This is a genomic window from Stenotrophomonas sp. 05L414_2, from assembly GCF_056397905.1.
In genome coordinates this window covers 1-16,154 of record NZ_JBFTOJ010000090.1, presented here as the reverse complement: position 1 = coordinate 16,154, position 16,154 = coordinate 1, and the positions used below count along the sequence as shown (strand labels likewise).

Below are 16,154 nucleotides of genomic sequence, written 5' to 3'. Positions count from 1 at the left end.
GTGTTCCGCCGGGCACGCCCGGCGCTACCGTGCCATCATCCCCCCATGAAGATCTATCTTGTCGGCRGCGCCGTGCGCGACCGCCTGTTGCAGCGCCCTGCCGGCGACCGTGACTGGGTCGTCGTCGGCGCCACGCCCGCGCAGATGGAAGCGCAGGGCTACACCGCCGTGGGCCGTGATTTTCCCGTCTTCCTGCACCCGAAGACCGGCGAGGAATACGCGCTGGCCCGCACCGAACGCAAATCCGGCCGTGGCTACCGCGGCTTCGTGGTCGATGCCGATCCGGCGGTGACGCTGGAAGAAGACCTGCAGCGCCGCGACTTCACCATCAATGCCATCGCCTGCGATGAAGACAGCGGCACGCTGGTCGATCCCTATGGCGGTGCGCGCGACCTCGAGCAGCGCGTGCTGCGCCATGTCGGTCCCGCATTCGTTGAAGACCCGCTACGCGTGCTGCGTGCGGCGCGCTTCATGGCCCGCTTCGCCTCGCTCGGTTTCACCGTCGCGCCGGAAACCATGGCGCTGATGCGCGAGGTGGCCGCCAGTGGCGAGCTCGACGCGCTGGTACCGGAACGTGTGTGGCAGGAACTGCGCAAGGCATTGGTGTGCGAGCGCCCATCGGCGTTCCTGCGCACCCTGCACGACGCGCACGCGCTTGGCCCGATACTGCCAGAACTGGAAGCGCTGTACGGCGTACCGCAGCGCGCGGAATTCCATCCGGAAGTCGACACCGGCATCCACCAGGAAATGGTCAGCGACATGGCGGCAAAGCTGGCGCCCGGTGATGACCTGGTCGGCTTCGCCGCACTGACCCACGACCTCGGCAAGGGCCTGACCCCGGCCGAGGAATGGCCGCGCCACATCATGCACGAGCAGCGCGGCATCAAACCGCTGAAAGCACTGTGCGCGCGCCTGAAGATTCCGACCGAGCACCAGCAGTTGGCCGAGGCCGTCTGCCGCGAGCATCTGAACGTGCATCGCATCGACGAACTGCGCGATGCCACCGTGCTGGAACTGCTGGGCCGCTGCGATGCGTTGCGCCGGCCGGAGCGGGTGGCACGCATCGCGCTGTGCTGCGAGGCCGACAAGCGCGGCCGGCTCGGTTTCGAGGACAGCGACTACCCGCAGGGCGAAACACTCAAGCGCCTTCACCGGGCGGCGCTGTCAGTGCAGGCGCGTGACCTGGACACCACACACCTCAAAGGCCCGGCCATTGGTGAGGCGCTGGCCAAGGSGCGTGTACGGGCGATCGCCGCCGCCCGCTGATGCTTATCCGGCACTTTTACCGGTAGTGCCGGCCGCTGGCAGGCAACCACAGCGCTATCAGTGCGCCTTCCCGCGGGTGATCGCCGCCGCGCGTTGCTTCAGCTGCTCCACCGCATCGGGGATCATCTCCATGCCCACGTCCAGGCCGGGGTTCAGCACCAGGCCGACGCCCTCACCGATGCCCGACAGCAGTGCATGCACCGCGATGGGCATGGCGTGGGCAAACTGCGGCAGCTGCTCGTGCCAGATCTCCGCGCGCTCGGGCGCGGTGAACACCGCAAACATCGGCTCGCCGCTTTCGCTGGTCAGCACCAGCGGCGAAATGCTCTCGTCCCAAGCGCCGTCTTCACCGATGGCCTTGTCCAGCAGCACGAACACCGGCGCGGTCAGCAGGCCGTCAAGGAACTGCGAGGCCGTGAGGGTTCCATCCTGGGCCTGCAACAGGCGCACTTCCAGGTCGTTGGCGGGTTCGAACGGCGTTTCGTGGTCCATGGTCGGTTCCGGTACGTGGTTGCTGGCTGCAACTTTAGCAGGCCCGGCATCCGGCTACGTACACCTCGTTCCGCAGCGGAATCGACCTCAGCGGCCGATCAGGCTTTCCGCCGGAATGCCCAGGTTGCGGTGCAGATTGCGGATCATCTCCAGGGTCCAATCCGCGCTTGCGATTCAATACCTCATATACGCGGTTGAGCTGACCAATCGAGGGCACCAGATCCTTGACGGTCAGACCGCCCTGCTCCATGCGGAAGCGGATCGCTTCAATCGGGTCCGGCAGCTCGATCGGATAGTGCTTCGCTTCGTAGGCCTCCACCAAGGTGGCGAGAATCTCGAAACGATCTCCCTCTTCGCTATCCAGCGCAGGTTCGTTCTCGAAATAGGCCTCCAGCTCGCGCAACGCGTTCTGGTAGTCGACTTCTGTGCGAACAGGACGAATGTTCATGGAAACTCCGCAGTACAAGCGCCAACCAGATCATAAGCCGCACGCAGCACTTCAGTTATACGGTCAGCCCCCACCGTGTCCATGCCGCCACATCCACCCCGCCACCGCCAGCCCGGCCACCACCACCAGCATCACCGGCAGGCCGAAGCGGTGCCGGAACGGGATCGGCACCCCGCCGAGCTGCTGGTCCATGCTTTCGGTATCCAGCACCCAGCCGTGCTCGCAGCCGGTGCAGGCCAGCTCGTAGCGGCGCTGGTAGACGAAGCCGAACAGCAGGTCGATGCGCGCCATCCTGTAGCGCAGCTGCGGGGCGAATTCGGTTTCGGTCTGGCAGCGCAGGCAGTGGTGCGATTCGGTGGGGCCGACAATCAGCACCCGTTCGTGTTGGCCGATCAGCAGCAGGTTCAGCCCTCCTTGCAGGCGGGCTGGGCCAGCAGCCAGGCCTCGGCCGCCGCCACCGTGGCGGCATCGCCGACGGTGGCCTGGTCCGGCGCGATCTTCCGCCCGTCGCCATTTCCATTGCGATCGCGCATGACGCTGGTGGTCAGCACCAACGCGCTGCCGTCCACCAGCCGGCGCACCACGTTGGCCGTCGATACACCCGCCGTGGGCTGTCCGAAACTGCGGGTCTGCGCCCGGCCTCGGAACGCCAGTACGGTCGCTTCGCCGGAACTGGCGGTGCGCGGGCCGGTCAACACCGCCACCGGCGCGCCAACCTGGCGGGGCAGATAGCCGGGCTGGCCGAAATCCAGGCGCGTCGCCTCGCCCATGCGCACGCCACTGGCAGTGGTCTGCCAGCGTACCGGACCGTCGGCGGTCTCGAATGAGCCCACGTCCTCGATACCCATCGCCGAAGTGCGCAGCAGCGGCGCAACGCCCAGCAGCATCGGCCACATGTTGCCGCCGGTGTTGTCGCGCAGGTCGACGATCCAGCCACAGCGAGGCGTGCTGTCCTTTTCACGGATGGCGTTCTGCCAACGCACCGCACGCTGGATGTTCTGTTGCTGCAGCTGCTGCGGCGGCGCACCGGGGTCTGCCGCATAGCCCTCGATCAGCACCTGGCCGATACGCGGGTCACGTGCGCGAGTGGCGTCGCTTTCGCTGCGGGCAGCAGCGGTGGCGTTTTCGCGGGCGAAACGCTCCACGCGTTGCTGCTGTCGTTGCGGGGTCATCCAGCTGCCGTGACCGCCTGAACTGCGACCGATGGCCTCGGCCAGGACGGTCCGGACCTTGGCCGGATCGCCCTGCGCATCCTTCAGGCGCGTGCGCGTGGCAGGCCAATCGACCCTGCCTCGGTACAGCGCCTCGCGTTCAAGCATGTCCAGCAGCTGTGCCTGTGCGGCGGGTGATGGAATCTCGATGGCGTCAGCCGCAGTGGCGGCGGTCGTTGCCAGCAGCGCGGCGATGAGGAGGGCACGTCCCGGCAATCCTTTGCTGTTCCGCATCGACATCTCCCTGTCGTTGAATGAAGGCGAAGCATAACGCCTTGGCCGCCGCGCGGCGTGTCGCATCAGGCACGTCAGGATCGGACTGCGATTTACAACTTTGCCCATGTCGGCACGCTGGCAAACGCGCGAAGGTCGCTGTGCCGGCGCCACCTGCGCCGGCCGGGATTGGCGTCCTGAATCAATGAGCAAAGATGACCGATTGCCTCGATGCAGGCACTCGCGACAATGCACCACCTGCCGGTCCATGGCGGGCGGTGCGTGGGGACCCTTGGGTCCGTCGGCTTCTTCTTTGCTCTTGACCGGCACGCCAACCCGCACCGCCCGCCACCTTGCATTCCGCAGGTGGCCCAGCCCTGTGAGGTTGTTGCCATGACCACGCTCCACCCCACCTATCCGCGCCTGCACACATTGCTGGGCGATGCCCTGCCCGACCTGCAGCTGCCCAACGCCACCGCCGAGGCGCTGGAAGACGCGCTGGCCGAAGCCGATGAAGCTGCTCCCACGCCCGCCTTCTTCAAGCGGCTGCGCGACGTCACGCGCTGCCACGCCGCTGACGGCGAGCCGTGGACGGAACTGCGCATCACGCCGGCACGGGCGCGCGATCTGGCCTGCACCACGCGCTGCCTGCTGGCGTTGTCGGCGCTGGGGGGTGTGCTGCTGGCGACGCAGGCAGCGCGTGAACTGGACGACGCGGAAGCGCAGTGCCCGCCGCTGACGGAGGAAGGGCTGTTGCACGCGGTGCAGCTGCTGGCCGATCACGCGGGCGCGTTGCTGGGGCGTACGCCGTTGTAATACAGCGGCGTTGGGATTGCTTGATTGGTAGCCAGGGCGTGTCGACCGAGGTCGACACCTACCAGAGCAGGTCATGGCGCTGGAGGGATTCGTGCCGACCCAGGTCGGCACCCAACAGAGCGGGTCATGCCGCTGGAGGGATTCGTGTCGACCGAGGTCGACACCTACCAGAGCGGATCATGGCGCCGGGGGGATTCGTGCCGACCTGGGTCGGCACCCACCAGAGCGGGTCATGGCGTCGGTTGGATTCGTGTCGACCAAGGTCGACACCCACCCAAGCGGAGGTCGTCACCAGTCCGCGCGCAGGCCGATGTTGCCTTCGATGATGCGGCGCTTGCCGTTGTCGCTGCCACCAACCTCGCGGGTGTAGTCGGCCACGGCATACGCGCTGATCGTGCGGTTGAAGCGCCCGACCACGCCGACACCGGCCTCCACAGCACGCGAGCGCTGCGAATTGATGATCGCGTCGCTGTCGAACAGGATGCGGTCCTCGCCCGAACGGCCATGCCAGTAGTTCAACTTGAAGTACGGCTGCCAGCCGTTGTCGGCCAACTGGTAATCGCCCGCCAGGCGCAGGCCGACGCGGCCGGTCCAGGCGTTGTCGTTGTCGAAGGAAACGGTGGACACCAGATCACGCTGGTCATCCAGTGAACTGCGCTGCCAGATGACCTGCAGCTGCGGTTCCAGCCACCACGATGACTGCCCGAACTGCAGCAGTGGCTTGCCCGCTTCCAGCGACAGCGTGGTGCCGTCGCCCTTGAGGTCGATGCCCAGCCCGCGCGAGGAGCGCGTGCGGCCGTCGTAGCGGCTCTGCATCGCCACCGCGTCGATGTAGCCGCCGCTGCTGTCGGTCAACGTCCAGTACAGGCCCACGTGCTTGTCGTCCAACCGGCTCTGGCCGACCAACACGTTGTCCCAGCCCACGGCCAGGCCGGTGATCCTGCCATCGGCGCGGGTGCGGCCGACGAACACGCCGATCTGGTTGCGGTGGCTGTCACCGCTGGCAGCCCACACATCCAGGCCTGCCTGCACACCCATCACGTCACCATCGAAGCCGGGCCGTGCATCGCCTTTCCAGTGGATCTCGCTGCTCTGCCCGACCAGCCGTCCCCATGCCGTGCGGAAGGCGCCCTGGTTGTACAGCAGGCGCTGTTCGCCCTGGCGCTCATGGAAGGTCCCCAGGCTGGCCAGCGAGGTCTCGCGCAGCAGCGGTGGCACCACGGCGTAGGCCGCGGTCTCCAGGCGGTACAGCGGCACCAGGCCGTTCTCGTTCGGCGCGGCGGGCCTTGCCCCCGCACTGGGCGGCGGCGAACCGGTACCGGGCAGGCTGCCACCGGCCACCGGCACGTCCGGTACGGGTGGATCACTGGGCGGCGCTACGGGCGCAGGTTCCGGCGGCGGTGGCGGCGGTGCCGTCTCGCCTGCGGTCAGGTCCGGATCGATGGCACCCTCTGGCGGCGGTGGGGGTGCCGGGGGAATCGGCGGCGGTGGCGCCACCGGTGGCGTCGGCGGTGGCGGCGGCAGTACTTCGCCGCCGCCGTTCGGCGCGGGCGTCGGCCCGGCCGCCAATGTCGAACGCAGGTACCAGTTCTCGCCGGTGCCGGCGCTGACGCCACCCTTGAACAGGAAATACTCGTAGGCACCGGCCGAGACCGGTGCGAACAACGAGAACGCGCCTGGCGCGGTGGTTGCGCCGTTCAGCGCCTGCACCACCAGGATACCGTCGACCAGCGTGGCCGCTCCTCCGCCACCGGTGTTGATGATGCCCAGGCCGGTGCTGCCGGTGGCGCTGCCGCCATCAAAGACCAGGCGGTCGCTGGCTGAGTCGTCTGCACCCAGCACGGTCTGCAGGTACACGCCACCGCCGTCGCCGCGGTAGTTGCCACGGATGGTGAAGGCATCGCCGGCGCCGCTGTTGTTGGTCAGATCAATGCGTCCGGCGTTGACCATGTTCACCAGCGCAGCTGCCGCGAAGGGACGGATCGCATGGTTGCCGCCACCGCCGAACAGCGTGCTGGTCTCGTCCACGTTCAAGCTGCCGGTGCCGGTGGCACTGTCGCCCAGCACCAGGTCGCCATCGAAGGTGAGCTCGGTGCTGCTGGCCAGGCTGATCGCTTCCCAGTTCTGGAAGCGTCCGACGCCAGCGGTCTTGACGTTGTTGAAGCTGAGGCGATCGCTGCCGGTGCCACCATCGAACAGCGGTACAGCGCCCAGGTTGGCCTGGTTGAGATTGCCCAGGGTCGCGACGTCATCGTCGGGGCCCATGTCGATGGCGCCGTAGACAATGCCGCCGCCATTCCAGTTGAAGGTGTCGTTGCCGGTGCTCAGCAGCACCTGGCCACGCACCGTGCCAMCGGTGATGGTGACGCTGTCGGCGCCGCCACTGACGCTGATGTTGCCGCCGATGTAGGCGTCGTTGGAGATGATGATGGTGTCGGTGTCGAAGCCGGTGACCACGTTGCCGTCGACGGTGCCGCCGGACATGTCCCACAGGTTCTTGTCCAGTTTCATGTTGACGCGGCCGATGCGGCCGCCGGTCATCCACGCCTGGTCGCCATCTTCGAACGCGCCGACGATGCGGCCACCGCTCATGCGGAAGGTGTCGATGTTGTCGCCCTGCTGCAGGGCGCCGATGGTGCCGCCGGTCATGACGAAATCATCGCGGCCACTGCCCTGCGTCACCAGCCCGGTGATGGTGCCGGCGTTGACGGTCAGCTGGTCATCGCCATTGCCCTGGTCGAGGCTGTCGATGGTGCCGCCGCTGAGCAGCAGCACGTCGTTGCCATCGCCCTGCTGCACGCCGCCGCTGATGCTGCCGGCCAGCATCTGCAGACGATCGTTGCCGGCACCGAACTGCACGCCGCTGCTGCCACTGATGGTGCCGCGGTTGACCAGTTCGCTGTCGCCGGCACCGCTGAACTGCAGTGCGATACCGCTGCCGGAACTGATGCTGCCGGTGTTGTCGACGCGGCTACCGCCGCCAAGCTGTACCGCGGTACCGCTCGCCGAGCTGATGGCACCGAGATTGGTGAGCACGTGCCCGCCAGCGCCGAGCAGGGAGACGGCGCTGCCCGCGCCGGCCTGCTGCAGCTGCGCGCCATTGCCAACATTCACGGTGATGCCCGTCGCGCCACTGGCGCTGATGGCTGCTGTCTCGGGATTGGGGGCGGTGCTGCTGCAGGTGACGGTCTGCCCGGCCACGGGAGCCGTTGCATCGCACCCTGCCCAGGCGGCAGGGGCGGACAGGGCGAGCAGCGAGGGCATCGCCAGGATCTGCAGCAGGGAAACGGTCAAGCGGTGCTGGCGGAACCCGCGCGGGACGACATGGGACATACAGCACTCCTGGGTCGGGGGATCAGGAACTGCGGATGCTCTGTACGACACTGCTGATGCAGTCTGCCCTGCCATGAATGGTTTCGATAGGTGAACTTATCGGCAGTCGGTCACGCTTTCGTTGTGAAACCGGGAAGCAGTCACGCAGCCCGCATGTCGATGAACCGATTCATTTCCCATCGCCCGGATGGAACATCCACGCATGGCGTGGATCTACAGCAGACATGCCACGTGTGGATGGGCCATGGATCCGCGCCACGCGTGGATGAACCGTGGCGCCACACCACACACGGATGGGCCATGCCCAGTAGATCCACGCCATGCGTGGATGGGCCGTTTTCCACGATCTTCGTCCGCGCTCAGATCTTCAGATAAATGCGACGTCGGTCCAACCACCACGCCACGCCCCACCACAGCGCGACGAACGCCAGCGCCTGCAGCATCGAGGCCAGCTCCAGCGCCTGTGGCATTGCTGCGGCCAACTGTTGCCAGACCCAACTCCAGGCGCYGGTGGCCAACAGGATCACCGACATCACCGAGGCACCCAGATAGGCGGTGATGGCATTGACGCCGAAGCGCCGGCCCAGTGCCGGCCATCCCTTGCGGTCGATCAGCAGGTGGCCCAGCCACAATGCCAGCGCGGCCAGGCCACCGGTCCACAGCACGTAGCTGGGCGTCCACAGCTGCTTGTTGAGCGGCAGTACGGTTGCCAGCAGCAGGCCAAGCACGGCGGTGACCGCACCCAGCGCGGCCAATGCACCGGCGCGGCCACTGCGCAGCAGGCCACCTGCCAGCAGGCCCAGCACGGTGCTGGCCAATGCGCCCAGRCTGCTCAGCAATCCTTCCGGGTCATGGCCCAGACCGGTATCGGCCTGCCATTGGTAGATCCATGGCGCGAACAAGGTGGTATCCAGGCGACTGGCCGGGTTGGTCCACGGCGCCAGGTCACCCACGCCCAGCAGCAGCGCGGCGTAACCCACCAGCAGCGCCACCAGCGCGGCCGCCTGCACGCGCGGGCGCGCATACACCGCCAGCACGCCCACCACGGCCGCGCACAGCGCAATGCGCTGCAGCACGCCCCAGATGCGGAAATGGTGCGTGTGCAATGCCCACCACACCAGCAGGTGCAGCAGCACACCGGCAACGGCGATGCGCAGCGCGCGTTCCAGCACGCCACGTGCAAGCGCAGGCCGTGCGGCCGCATCCAGCGCGCGCGGTGCCACGCTGAAGGCCATCGACACGCCAACAAGGAACAGGAAGAACGGGAACACCAGATCGGTCGGCGTACAGCCGTGCCAGTCGGAATGGCGCAGCGGTGCGAACACCGCGCTCCAGTCGCCTGGGTTGTTGACCAGCAGCATCGCCGCCACGGTCATGCCGCGCAGGGCGTCGATCGAGCCCAACCGGCGTGGCGGCGCGCTGCTCATCGTCAGGCCGCCTCGTACTGGCCGGCGATCCACGTACCACGCACCTGCAGCGCGTCGTCCAGCAGCACCAGGTCGGCCTGGTAGCCCTCGGCGATGTAGCCCAGGCGATCATCGACGTTGAGGAACTGCGCCGGATAGGTCGATGCCATGCGCGCGGCTTCGGCCAGCGGCTGGCGCAGCAACTGCACGGTGTTGCGCACGGCAGTGGCCATGTCCAGCGCCGAACCGGCCAGCGAGCCGGCCGCGTTGCGCACCACGCCGTCGATGGCAGTAATGGTTTCGCCATACAGCACGTAGCTCGGATCGTCGGCACCGACCGGCGGCATCGCATCGGTCACCAGCAGCAGGCGGCCACGCGGCTTGGCCGCCAGCGCCACCCGCAGGCTGGCCGGATGCACGTGCACGCCATCGACGATGATGCCGATCCAGCTGTCGCGATCTTCCAGTGCCGCGCCGACTGCGCCGGGTTCGCGGCCCTGCAGCGGTGACATCGCGTTGTACAGATGGGTGAAGCCACGCACGCCGGCATCGAGGCCGGCACGGATCTCTTCATAGGTGCCGGCTGTGTGGCCAGCGGCGACGATCACACCGCGCTCGACCAGCGCACGGATGGTCTCCAGCGGCACGCGCTCGGGCGCCAGGGTCAGCAGGGTCACGCCGTTGTCCAGCGACGACGCCAGTTCGATTTCCTGCTCGTCCGGCACGCGGAACTTGCTGGCATCGTGCGTGCCCTTGCGCGCCGGTGCGATGTAAGGGCCTTCCAGGTGGATGCCGATCACGCCGGGCACGCCCTGTGCGATCGCCTGGCGCATCGCGCCGATCGCCTCGCGCATCACGACCACGTCGTCACTGATCAGGGTCGGCAGCATTGCCGTGGTGCCGAAGCGGCGATGCGCACGGGCAATCGTACGCAGCGACTCGACGTCGGGCGTGTTGTTGAACAGCGCGCCGCCACCGCCATTGACCTGTACATCGATGAAGCCGGGCAGCAGCCAGCCACCGCCCAGATCCACCTGCTCGTCGGCCGTACCCAGCTGTGGCGCCGCGTCGGGCAGCAGCGCGCTGATGTGGCCGTCTTCGATCACCACCGCAAGATCATCGCGGAACTCATCGCCGGCAAGAATGCGGGCATTGCGCAGGACGGTTGCCATCACACCGTCTCCGTCACCTTGTTCAGATGCGGCGGCAGATCCGGGTTGAAGCCGCGGCGCAGCGCCAGTGCATTGATCGCGCGATAGAAGCTCTGCACCGTCAGCAGCGGCGCGCACAGCGGATGCGGCGCGGCAGCGACCGGCAGGTTGCCGCCGGCACCGGCCAGCCACACCTTGGCGCCACGTGCGGTGAACTCTTCAGCCACGGCACGGGTACCGGCGCCGGTCTCATCGGGCTGTGCAAAGGCCAGCACCGGGAAGCCGCGATCGACCAGCGCCATCGGACCATGCTTGACCTCGGCCGAGCTGTAGGCCTCGGCATGCAGGCTGCAGGTTTCCTTGAACTTCAGCGCCGCTTCCTGCGCCGCGCCCAGGCCGAGGCCACGGCCGAGCACGAACAGGTTGTTGGCCTCCACCAGGCCATCGGTCACCGCGCTCCAGTCGCATTGCCAGGCCTCGCGCATGGCATCGGGCAGCAGGTCCAGAGCGTTGCGCAGCGCGCTGTCCTGCTTCCAGTACGCGGCCAGCTGCAGCAGCGCGGACAACGAAGCGAGGTAGCTCTTGGTCGCCGCCACGCTCTTCTCCACGCCGGCATGCAGCGGAATGACCGTGTCGGCCAGTTGTGCCAGCGGAGAATCCTCGACGTTGACCAGCGCCACCACGCGCGCGCCAGCGGCCTTGGCCGCTTCGGCATTGCGCAGCAGGTCCGGGCTCTTGCCGGACTGCGAGATGACAATGAACAACGCACCGCGCAGCTGCAGCGGTGCGGCGTAGACCGAACCCACCGATGGCGAGGCCGAGGCAACGACCAGGCCCAGCTGGGTTTCCAGCAGGTACTTGCCGTAGGTGGCGGCATGGTCGGAGCTGCCACGTGCGCAGGTCACCACGAACGGCGGCGGCGCAGCGCGCAGGCTGGCTGCCAGCGTCTCCATCACGGCGTGGTTGCGGGCGAACTGGCGGGCAACGACCTCGGCCGCTTCGGCGGCCTCGGCGAACATCAGGGTGGCGGTGGGATCGGACAGCGACATGGCAGGCTCAGGAAGGATCGGAAGGAAGGGGGCGCGCGGCGGCAGGACGCATCGGTGCGGTCGAGCCGCGCACCACCAGTTGCGGCACGAAGCCCTGGTTGTGCAGCGGCGCCGGCGCATCGTCGTAGGCATCGCTGCGCAGCTGTGCGATCAGCAGGCGCGCGGCATGGCGGGCGATGTCTTCGGTGGCCTGCTTGGCGGTGGTCAGCGGCGGCCACGACTGGCGCGAGAACGGACTGTCCTCGAAGCCGGCAATGGACAGGTCGTAGGGCACGTTCATGCCGGCCGACTTCGCTGCGGCCAGCACGCCGGCGGCGATTTCATCGTTGGAACCGAAGATGGCGGTGGGCGGTTCGCGCAGTGCCAGCAGGCGCCGCGCACCGCGGAAACCATCGTCGAAGGTGTAGTCGCCCTGCACCACCAAATGCTTGTCCACGGTCATGCCGTAGTCCTTCAGCGCGGCCTCGTAACCGGCGTAGCGTTCGCCCGAAGAACGGTGCGAGGTGCCACCCCAGAGGAAGCCGATGCGCTGGTGGCCCAGCTGGATCAGGTGCTCGGTGATTTCATAGGCGGCTTCGCGGTCGTCGACGAACACGCAGGCGCCATCGGCCGGATCTTCGGTAGCGGCGATGATCCGCACCAGCTTGATGCCGCGCGCGGTGAGCGCCTGGACCAGGTCGCGACGTTCGGACATCGGTGCGGTCAGCACCAGCCCGGCCAGGCGCGAGCGCTGCACCCAGTCGGCCAGTTCATCGGCCAGCAGCGGCGAACTGGAATCGCACGGATGGATCTGCAGGCCGAAGCCGGTTTCGCGGCAGGCCGCGAGCACACCGTTCTGCACGCCGATGATGTGGTACGGGTTGGGGTTGTCGTACACCAGCCCGATCACGAAGGTGGTGCCGCTGCGCAGGTTGCGCGCCGACGGATCGGGTTCGTAGTCGAGCTCGGCAATGGCACGCAGCACCCGTGCACGAGTGGCCTGCATCACCGAGGGCTCGTTGTTGATCACCCGCGACACCGTCTTCAGCGAGACCTTGGCCTTTTCGGCAACGTCCTTGATGGTCGCTCTGCGCATCGGCTTTTCCTGGGGTTGGCTGCCGTCCATCATCGCCGATCAGACCTTGTCCTGCGGCAGGCCGACGCGATGGCCGACCACCGAGTAGAACAGGATGTACAGGTAGCAGGGCACCATCAGCAGCAGGAACACCAGCTGGAAGTCGATGTGCTGCTTGAGCACGGCAAACAGCTGCGGAATGATCGCACCGCCGGCGATGCCCATGACCAGCAGCGCCGAACCGGTTTCGGTGAAGCGGCCCAGGCCACGGATCGCCAGCGGGAAGATCGCCGGCCACATCATCGCGTTGGCAAAGCCCAGCAGTGCCACGAAGGCGACCGACACATAGCCGTGGGTGAAGAAAGCGCCCAGGCAGAACAGCACGCCCAGTACCGCCGAGACGGTCAGGTAGCGCGACTGCGAGACCACTCGCGGGATCAACACCAGGCCGACCACGTAGCCGATGAGCATCGCAAACAGGGTGAACGCGGTGAACATCTTGGTCTGGTCCAGCGGCAGGTCGAAGCCATGACCGTAGGTACCGATGGCATCTCCGGCCATCACTTCCACGCCGACGTAGACGAACAGGCAGAGCACGCCCAGCCAAAGATGCGGGAACTGGAAGATGCTGCTGCGCTCGGCCTTGCCTGGCACGCCGGCCGGTGTGGCATTGGCCTCGGAGGCCTTGATTTCGGGCAGCGGCGAGAACAATACCGCCACCGCCAGCAGCACCAGCAAACCGGCCATGGCCAGATACGGCGCGTGGATCTTGGCCGCGAACTGGTTGAGCAGCGTGGCCTTGGTGGCCGCATCGGCGGCCTGCACCTGGGCGTCGAGATCACCGATGCCATGCAGCACCAGGGTGCCGATCAATATCGGCGCAAGGATGCCAGCGATCTTGTTGCAGATGCCCATCATCGCGATGCGCCGTGCGGCGGTTTCGATCGGGCCGAGGATGGAGATGTACGGGTTGATCGCGGTCTGCAGCAGCGCAAGGCCGCTACCGATCACGAACAGGCCGCCCAGTGCACCGGGATACCAGCGCTGGGTGGCGAATTCACCGAACAGCGCCGCACCACCGGCCATCACCAGCAGGCTCAGGCTCAGGCCTTTTTTCATGCCGGTGCGGCGCAGGATCCACGACGCCGGCAGGGCCAGGAAGAAGTAAGACAGGTAGAACACCATCAGCACCAGGAAGGCGCCGACCTCGCTCAGCTCGAAGGCGAGTTTGACGAAGGTGATCAACGGGCCGTTGAGCCAGGTGAAGAAGCCGATCAGGAAGAACAGCACGCCGACGATGGCGATGGACGAGGCCACGTTCGGGCGTGCGCTTGCAGCGGGGACGGCTGACATCAGGAAGGCTCCTGCGGCGACGGCCGCAGAACACGGCGTCGGAGAGTGGCTGGGAACAACGTTGTCACATTCTTTCGATGGACAGCGACCGTTTGTCAACTTCCATGCGCGGGTCACCACACCCCATGTTGCACTGCGCAAGCGCGTTGCACGGCCATCCGCTGAATGCGCTTGGCCCTTGAAGCCCCTTGCTGCAACGGTTCCGCCCGGGATGCAGTACTCACGCCATGTAAACGTTTACGGCGATCTGCATTCGTTGCGGCGCAGCAACGAAAGTGTCACGAACTCGTTGACATCGTTGTCAACGCGGTTACAGACTCCGCCCAATCGCCGGCTCCATCGTTGCCCTTCCCGGGGCCGGCCCCACCTGCAGCAGGAGCCCGCGTGACCGCCAGCCATCCCGCCCCGGCCCATGTCCTGTCCCGCGTCGCGCCCTCGTTCCTGGCTGCCGACGTTGGCGGCACCCATGTGCGTGTCGCCCGGGTCCAGGCCAGCGGCGACGATGCCCATCCGGTGCAGGTGCTCGATTACCGCAAGTACCGCAACGCCGACCACGCCGGGCTCAGCGCGATCCTCGCCGACTTCCTGGCCGAAGGCCCACGCCCGTCGCATTGCGTGGTCGCCACCGCCGGCTACGCCCGCGAAGACGGCACGGTGATCACCGCCAACGTGCCGTGGCCGTTGTCGGCGCGGCAGATCGAGGCCGACGTCGGCCTGCAGCGGGTGCACATCGTCAACGACTTCGAAGCGGTGGCCTACGCGGCCGCGCAGGTCGATGCCAGCGGCGTGCTGCACCTGTGCGGCCCGGAAACGGCGCCGCGCGGCCCGACCCTGGTGGTCGGCCCCGGCACGGGCCTGGGCGCGGCGCTGTGGATTCCCACCGCCAACGGCCCGGTGGTGCTCGCCACCGAAGCCGGGCAGCCGACCCTGGCCGCCAGCACCGAACTGGAAATGGCGATCGTCCGCCATATGCAGCGCGACCGCGCGCACGTGTCGATCGAACATGCCCTTTCCGGTCCCGGCCTGATGAACCTGTACCGCGCGATCTGCGCGCTGCAGGGGCAGGCACCGGCGCTGGCCAGCCCCGATGCGGTCACCGCTGCGGCGATGACCGGCACCGATCCGCTGGCGCGTCAGGCGCTGGATGTGTTCTGCGGCCTGCTCGGCAGCACCATCGGCGACATGGCCCTGTTCTATGGCGCCCACGGCGGGGTCTACCTGGCCGGCGGGATCCTGCCGCAGATCCGCGAGTACCTGCGTACCAGCACCTTCGTCGAACGCTACCTGCAGAAGGGGCCGATGGGCGAGGCGCTGGCACGCATCCCGGTGAAGGTGGTCGAGCACGGACAGCTGGGCGTGATCGGCGCTGCCAGCTGGTACCTGCTCCACGCCGACGCCTGAACCTGCAATCGGCTTCAACGCAATCGCAGCACGCAGTACGTGGCACGCCAATGCCGGGACATCGCCGCCGCCCCGCGCACGTCATCGCAACCGCAATCCCATATCGCCGCCGGCATCCAATCGAGTGATGAGGAGAGACATCATGAATACCCGCAAGACCTTGCTTTCGGCCGCCATCGTCAGCTGCATCGCCTTCAGTGCGCACGCGCAGCAGGCCGCCCCGACCGCCACCGATCTGGACACCGTCACCGTTACCGGTATCCGCGGTTCGATGGAGAAGTCGCTGGACACCAAGCGCGAAGCCAATGCGCGCGTGGAAGTGGTCACCGCCGAAGACGTGGGCAAGCTGCCGGCGCACAACGTCGCCGACACCCTGCAGCGCCTGCCGGGCGTCAACATCAGCTCGTCCAGCGCCGATGAGGGCGGCTTCGACGAAGCCGACCGTGTCAGCCTGCGCGGCACCAGCCCCAGCCTCACCCAGACCCTGATCAACGGCCACACCGTCGGTTCGGCCGACTGGTTCGTGCTCAGCCAGGGCAACAACGTCGGCCGCAGCGTCAGCTACTCGCTGCTGCCGTCGGAACTGGTCAGCTCGGTGGAAGTGAACAAGTCCTCGCAGGCCAAGCTGCAGGACGGTGGCACCACCGGTACCGTCAACATCATCACCCGCAAGCCGCTGGAGTTCTCCAAGCAGTTCACCGCTGAAGGCTCGATCGGCATGGTGCGCTCGGACCAGGCCAAGTCGAACGACCCGCAGTACTCGGCATTGTTCAACTACAAGAACGAAGAAAACACCTTCGGCGTGATGGTGCAGGGCTTCAGCCAGAAGCGCGAACTGCGCCGTGAAGCGCAGGAAATTCCGGGTGGCTTCTTCCAGATCGGTCCCAAGGATCCGGTGGCCCTGACCAATCCGGACCTAATCGGCGTCAACGTTCCCGGCCTGCTGGGTTCGACCCTGTTC

General features: G+C 67.1%; 14 protein-coding genes. 4 read left to right on the top strand and 10 right to left on the bottom strand.

From position 1 onward, the window contains the following. The first annotated feature begins 45 nt into the window (after positions 1-45). Positions 46-1,266 carry a multifunctional CCA addition/repair protein gene (locus AC1DJN_RS13500; protein WP_478039319.1) on the top strand — a complete coding sequence of 407 codons (1,221 nt, stop codon included), beginning with the start codon at positions 46-48 and terminating at the stop codon, positions 1,264-1,266. A 57-nt stretch (positions 1,267-1,323) separates the two neighbouring features. On the opposite strand, the gene AC1DJN_RS13495 is transcribed toward AC1DJN_RS13500, so the two are convergent. The 4 genes from AC1DJN_RS13495 to AC1DJN_RS13480 all read right to left on the bottom strand — a co-directional run bounded on the left by AC1DJN_RS13495 (position 1,324) and on the right by AC1DJN_RS13480 (position 3,651). Further along, positions 1,324-1,758: an SseB family protein gene (locus AC1DJN_RS13495; protein ID WP_032975394.1), complete on the bottom strand. Its 435-nt coding sequence runs from the start codon at positions 1,756-1,758 to the stop codon at positions 1,324-1,326. A gap of 34 nt (positions 1,759-1,792) precedes the next feature. After that, the gene (locus AC1DJN_RS13490) at positions 1,793-2,206 is read right to left on the bottom strand and encodes a helix-turn-helix domain-containing protein (RefSeq protein ID WP_235189909.1); all 414 of its coding nucleotides are present in this window, start codon (positions 2,204-2,206) and stop codon (positions 1,793-1,795) included. 63 nt (positions 2,207-2,269) lie between these two features. After that, positions 2,270-2,608: a hypothetical protein gene (locus AC1DJN_RS13485; protein ID WP_032975448.1), complete on the bottom strand. Its 339-nt coding sequence runs from the start codon at positions 2,606-2,608 to the stop codon at positions 2,270-2,272. Positions 2,609-2,610: 2 nt separating this feature from the next. Further along, positions 2,611-3,651 (bottom strand): S41 family peptidase, encoded by a 1,041-nt coding sequence (locus AC1DJN_RS13480; protein ID WP_032975447.1) that lies wholly within the window; start codon positions 3,649-3,651, stop codon positions 2,611-2,613. A gap of 372 nt (positions 3,652-4,023) precedes the next feature. Here AC1DJN_RS13480 and AC1DJN_RS13475 point away from each other — a divergent pair, with 372 nt between their 5' ends. Next, entirely contained in the window at positions 4,024-4,446 is a 423-nt protein-coding gene (locus AC1DJN_RS13475; RefSeq protein WP_032975393.1) for a hypothetical protein, read from the top strand. A gap of 288 nt (positions 4,447-4,734) precedes the next feature. Here AC1DJN_RS13475 and AC1DJN_RS13470 read toward each other — a convergent pair whose 3' ends face one another. The 6 genes from AC1DJN_RS13470 to AC1DJN_RS13445 form a co-directional block, all read right to left on the bottom strand. Further along, on the bottom strand, positions 4,735-7,779 hold the full coding sequence (locus AC1DJN_RS13470) for an autotransporter family protein (protein ID WP_478039318.1): 3,045 nt from the start codon (positions 7,777-7,779) through the stop codon (positions 4,735-4,737). Positions 7,780-8,138: 359 nt separating this feature from the next. Continuing rightward, entirely contained in the window at positions 8,139-9,206 is a 1,068-nt protein-coding gene (locus AC1DJN_RS13465; RefSeq protein WP_478039317.1) for an acyltransferase family protein, read from the bottom strand. Between the two features lie 2 nt (positions 9,207-9,208). Further along, complete coding sequence (gene nagA, locus AC1DJN_RS13460) at positions 9,209-10,357, bottom strand: N-acetylglucosamine-6-phosphate deacetylase (protein WP_032975389.1); 1,149 nt, start codon at positions 10,355-10,357, stop codon at positions 9,209-9,211. Continuing rightward, a complete protein-coding gene (locus AC1DJN_RS13455; protein WP_025878683.1) occupies positions 10,357-11,385 on the bottom strand; it encodes an SIS domain-containing protein in 1,029 nt (342 codons plus the stop codon). The genes nagA and AC1DJN_RS13455 overlap by 1 nt, the downstream gene beginning before the upstream one ends. A gap of 7 nt (positions 11,386-11,392) precedes the next feature. After that, entirely contained in the window at positions 11,393-12,460 is a 1,068-nt protein-coding gene (locus tag AC1DJN_RS13450) for a LacI family DNA-binding transcriptional regulator (protein WP_025878684.1), read from the bottom strand. A 39-nt stretch (positions 12,461-12,499) separates the two neighbouring features. Beyond that, positions 12,500-13,792 (bottom strand): sugar MFS transporter, encoded by a 1,293-nt coding sequence (locus tag AC1DJN_RS13445; RefSeq protein ID WP_025878685.1) that lies wholly within the window; start codon positions 13,790-13,792, stop codon positions 12,500-12,502. A gap of 384 nt (positions 13,793-14,176) precedes the next feature. On the opposite strand from AC1DJN_RS13445, the gene AC1DJN_RS13440 reads away from it, so the two are divergent. Both AC1DJN_RS13440 and AC1DJN_RS13435 read left to right on the top strand, forming a co-directional pair. Then, positions 14,177-15,193 carry a glucokinase family protein gene (locus AC1DJN_RS13440; RefSeq protein WP_033832013.1) on the top strand — a complete coding sequence of 339 codons (1,017 nt, stop codon included), beginning with the start codon at positions 14,177-14,179 and terminating at the stop codon, positions 15,191-15,193. Positions 15,194-15,335: 142 nt separating this feature from the next. Further along, positions 15,336-16,154 (top strand): TonB-dependent receptor plug domain-containing protein (locus tag AC1DJN_RS13435; RefSeq protein WP_478039316.1); only part of this gene is annotated, 819 nt, incomplete at its 3' end.

Bases quoted from the DNA above. Each gene is read 5' to 3' on its own strand.
- nagA (WP_032975389.1), bottom strand. From the start codon at position 10,357: ATGGCAACCGTCCTGCGCAATGCCCGCATTCTTGCCGGCGATGAGTTC.
- AC1DJN_RS13480 (WP_032975447.1), bottom strand. From the start codon at position 3,651: ATGCGGAACAGCAAAGGATTGCCGGGACGTGCCCTCCTCATCGCCGCG.
- AC1DJN_RS13495 (WP_032975394.1), bottom strand. From the start codon at position 1,758: ATGGACCACGAAACGCCGTTCGAACCCGCCAACGACCTGGAAGTGCGC.
- AC1DJN_RS13445 (WP_025878685.1), bottom strand. From the start codon at position 13,792: ATGTCAGCCGTCCCCGCTGCAAGCGCACGCCCGAACGTGGCCTCGTCC.
- AC1DJN_RS13450 (WP_025878684.1), bottom strand. From the start codon at position 12,460: ATGCGCAGAGCGACCATCAAGGACGTTGCCGAAAAGGCCAAGGTCTCG.
- AC1DJN_RS13490 (WP_235189909.1), bottom strand. From the start codon at position 2,206: ATGAACATTCGTCCTGTTCGCACAGAAGTCGACTACCAGAACGCGTTG.
- AC1DJN_RS13475 (WP_032975393.1), top strand. From the start codon at position 4,024: ATGACCACGCTCCACCCCACCTATCCGCGCCTGCACACATTGCTGGGC.
- AC1DJN_RS13455 (WP_025878683.1), bottom strand. From the start codon at position 11,385: ATGTCGCTGTCCGATCCCACCGCCACCCTGATGTTCGCCGAGGCCGCC.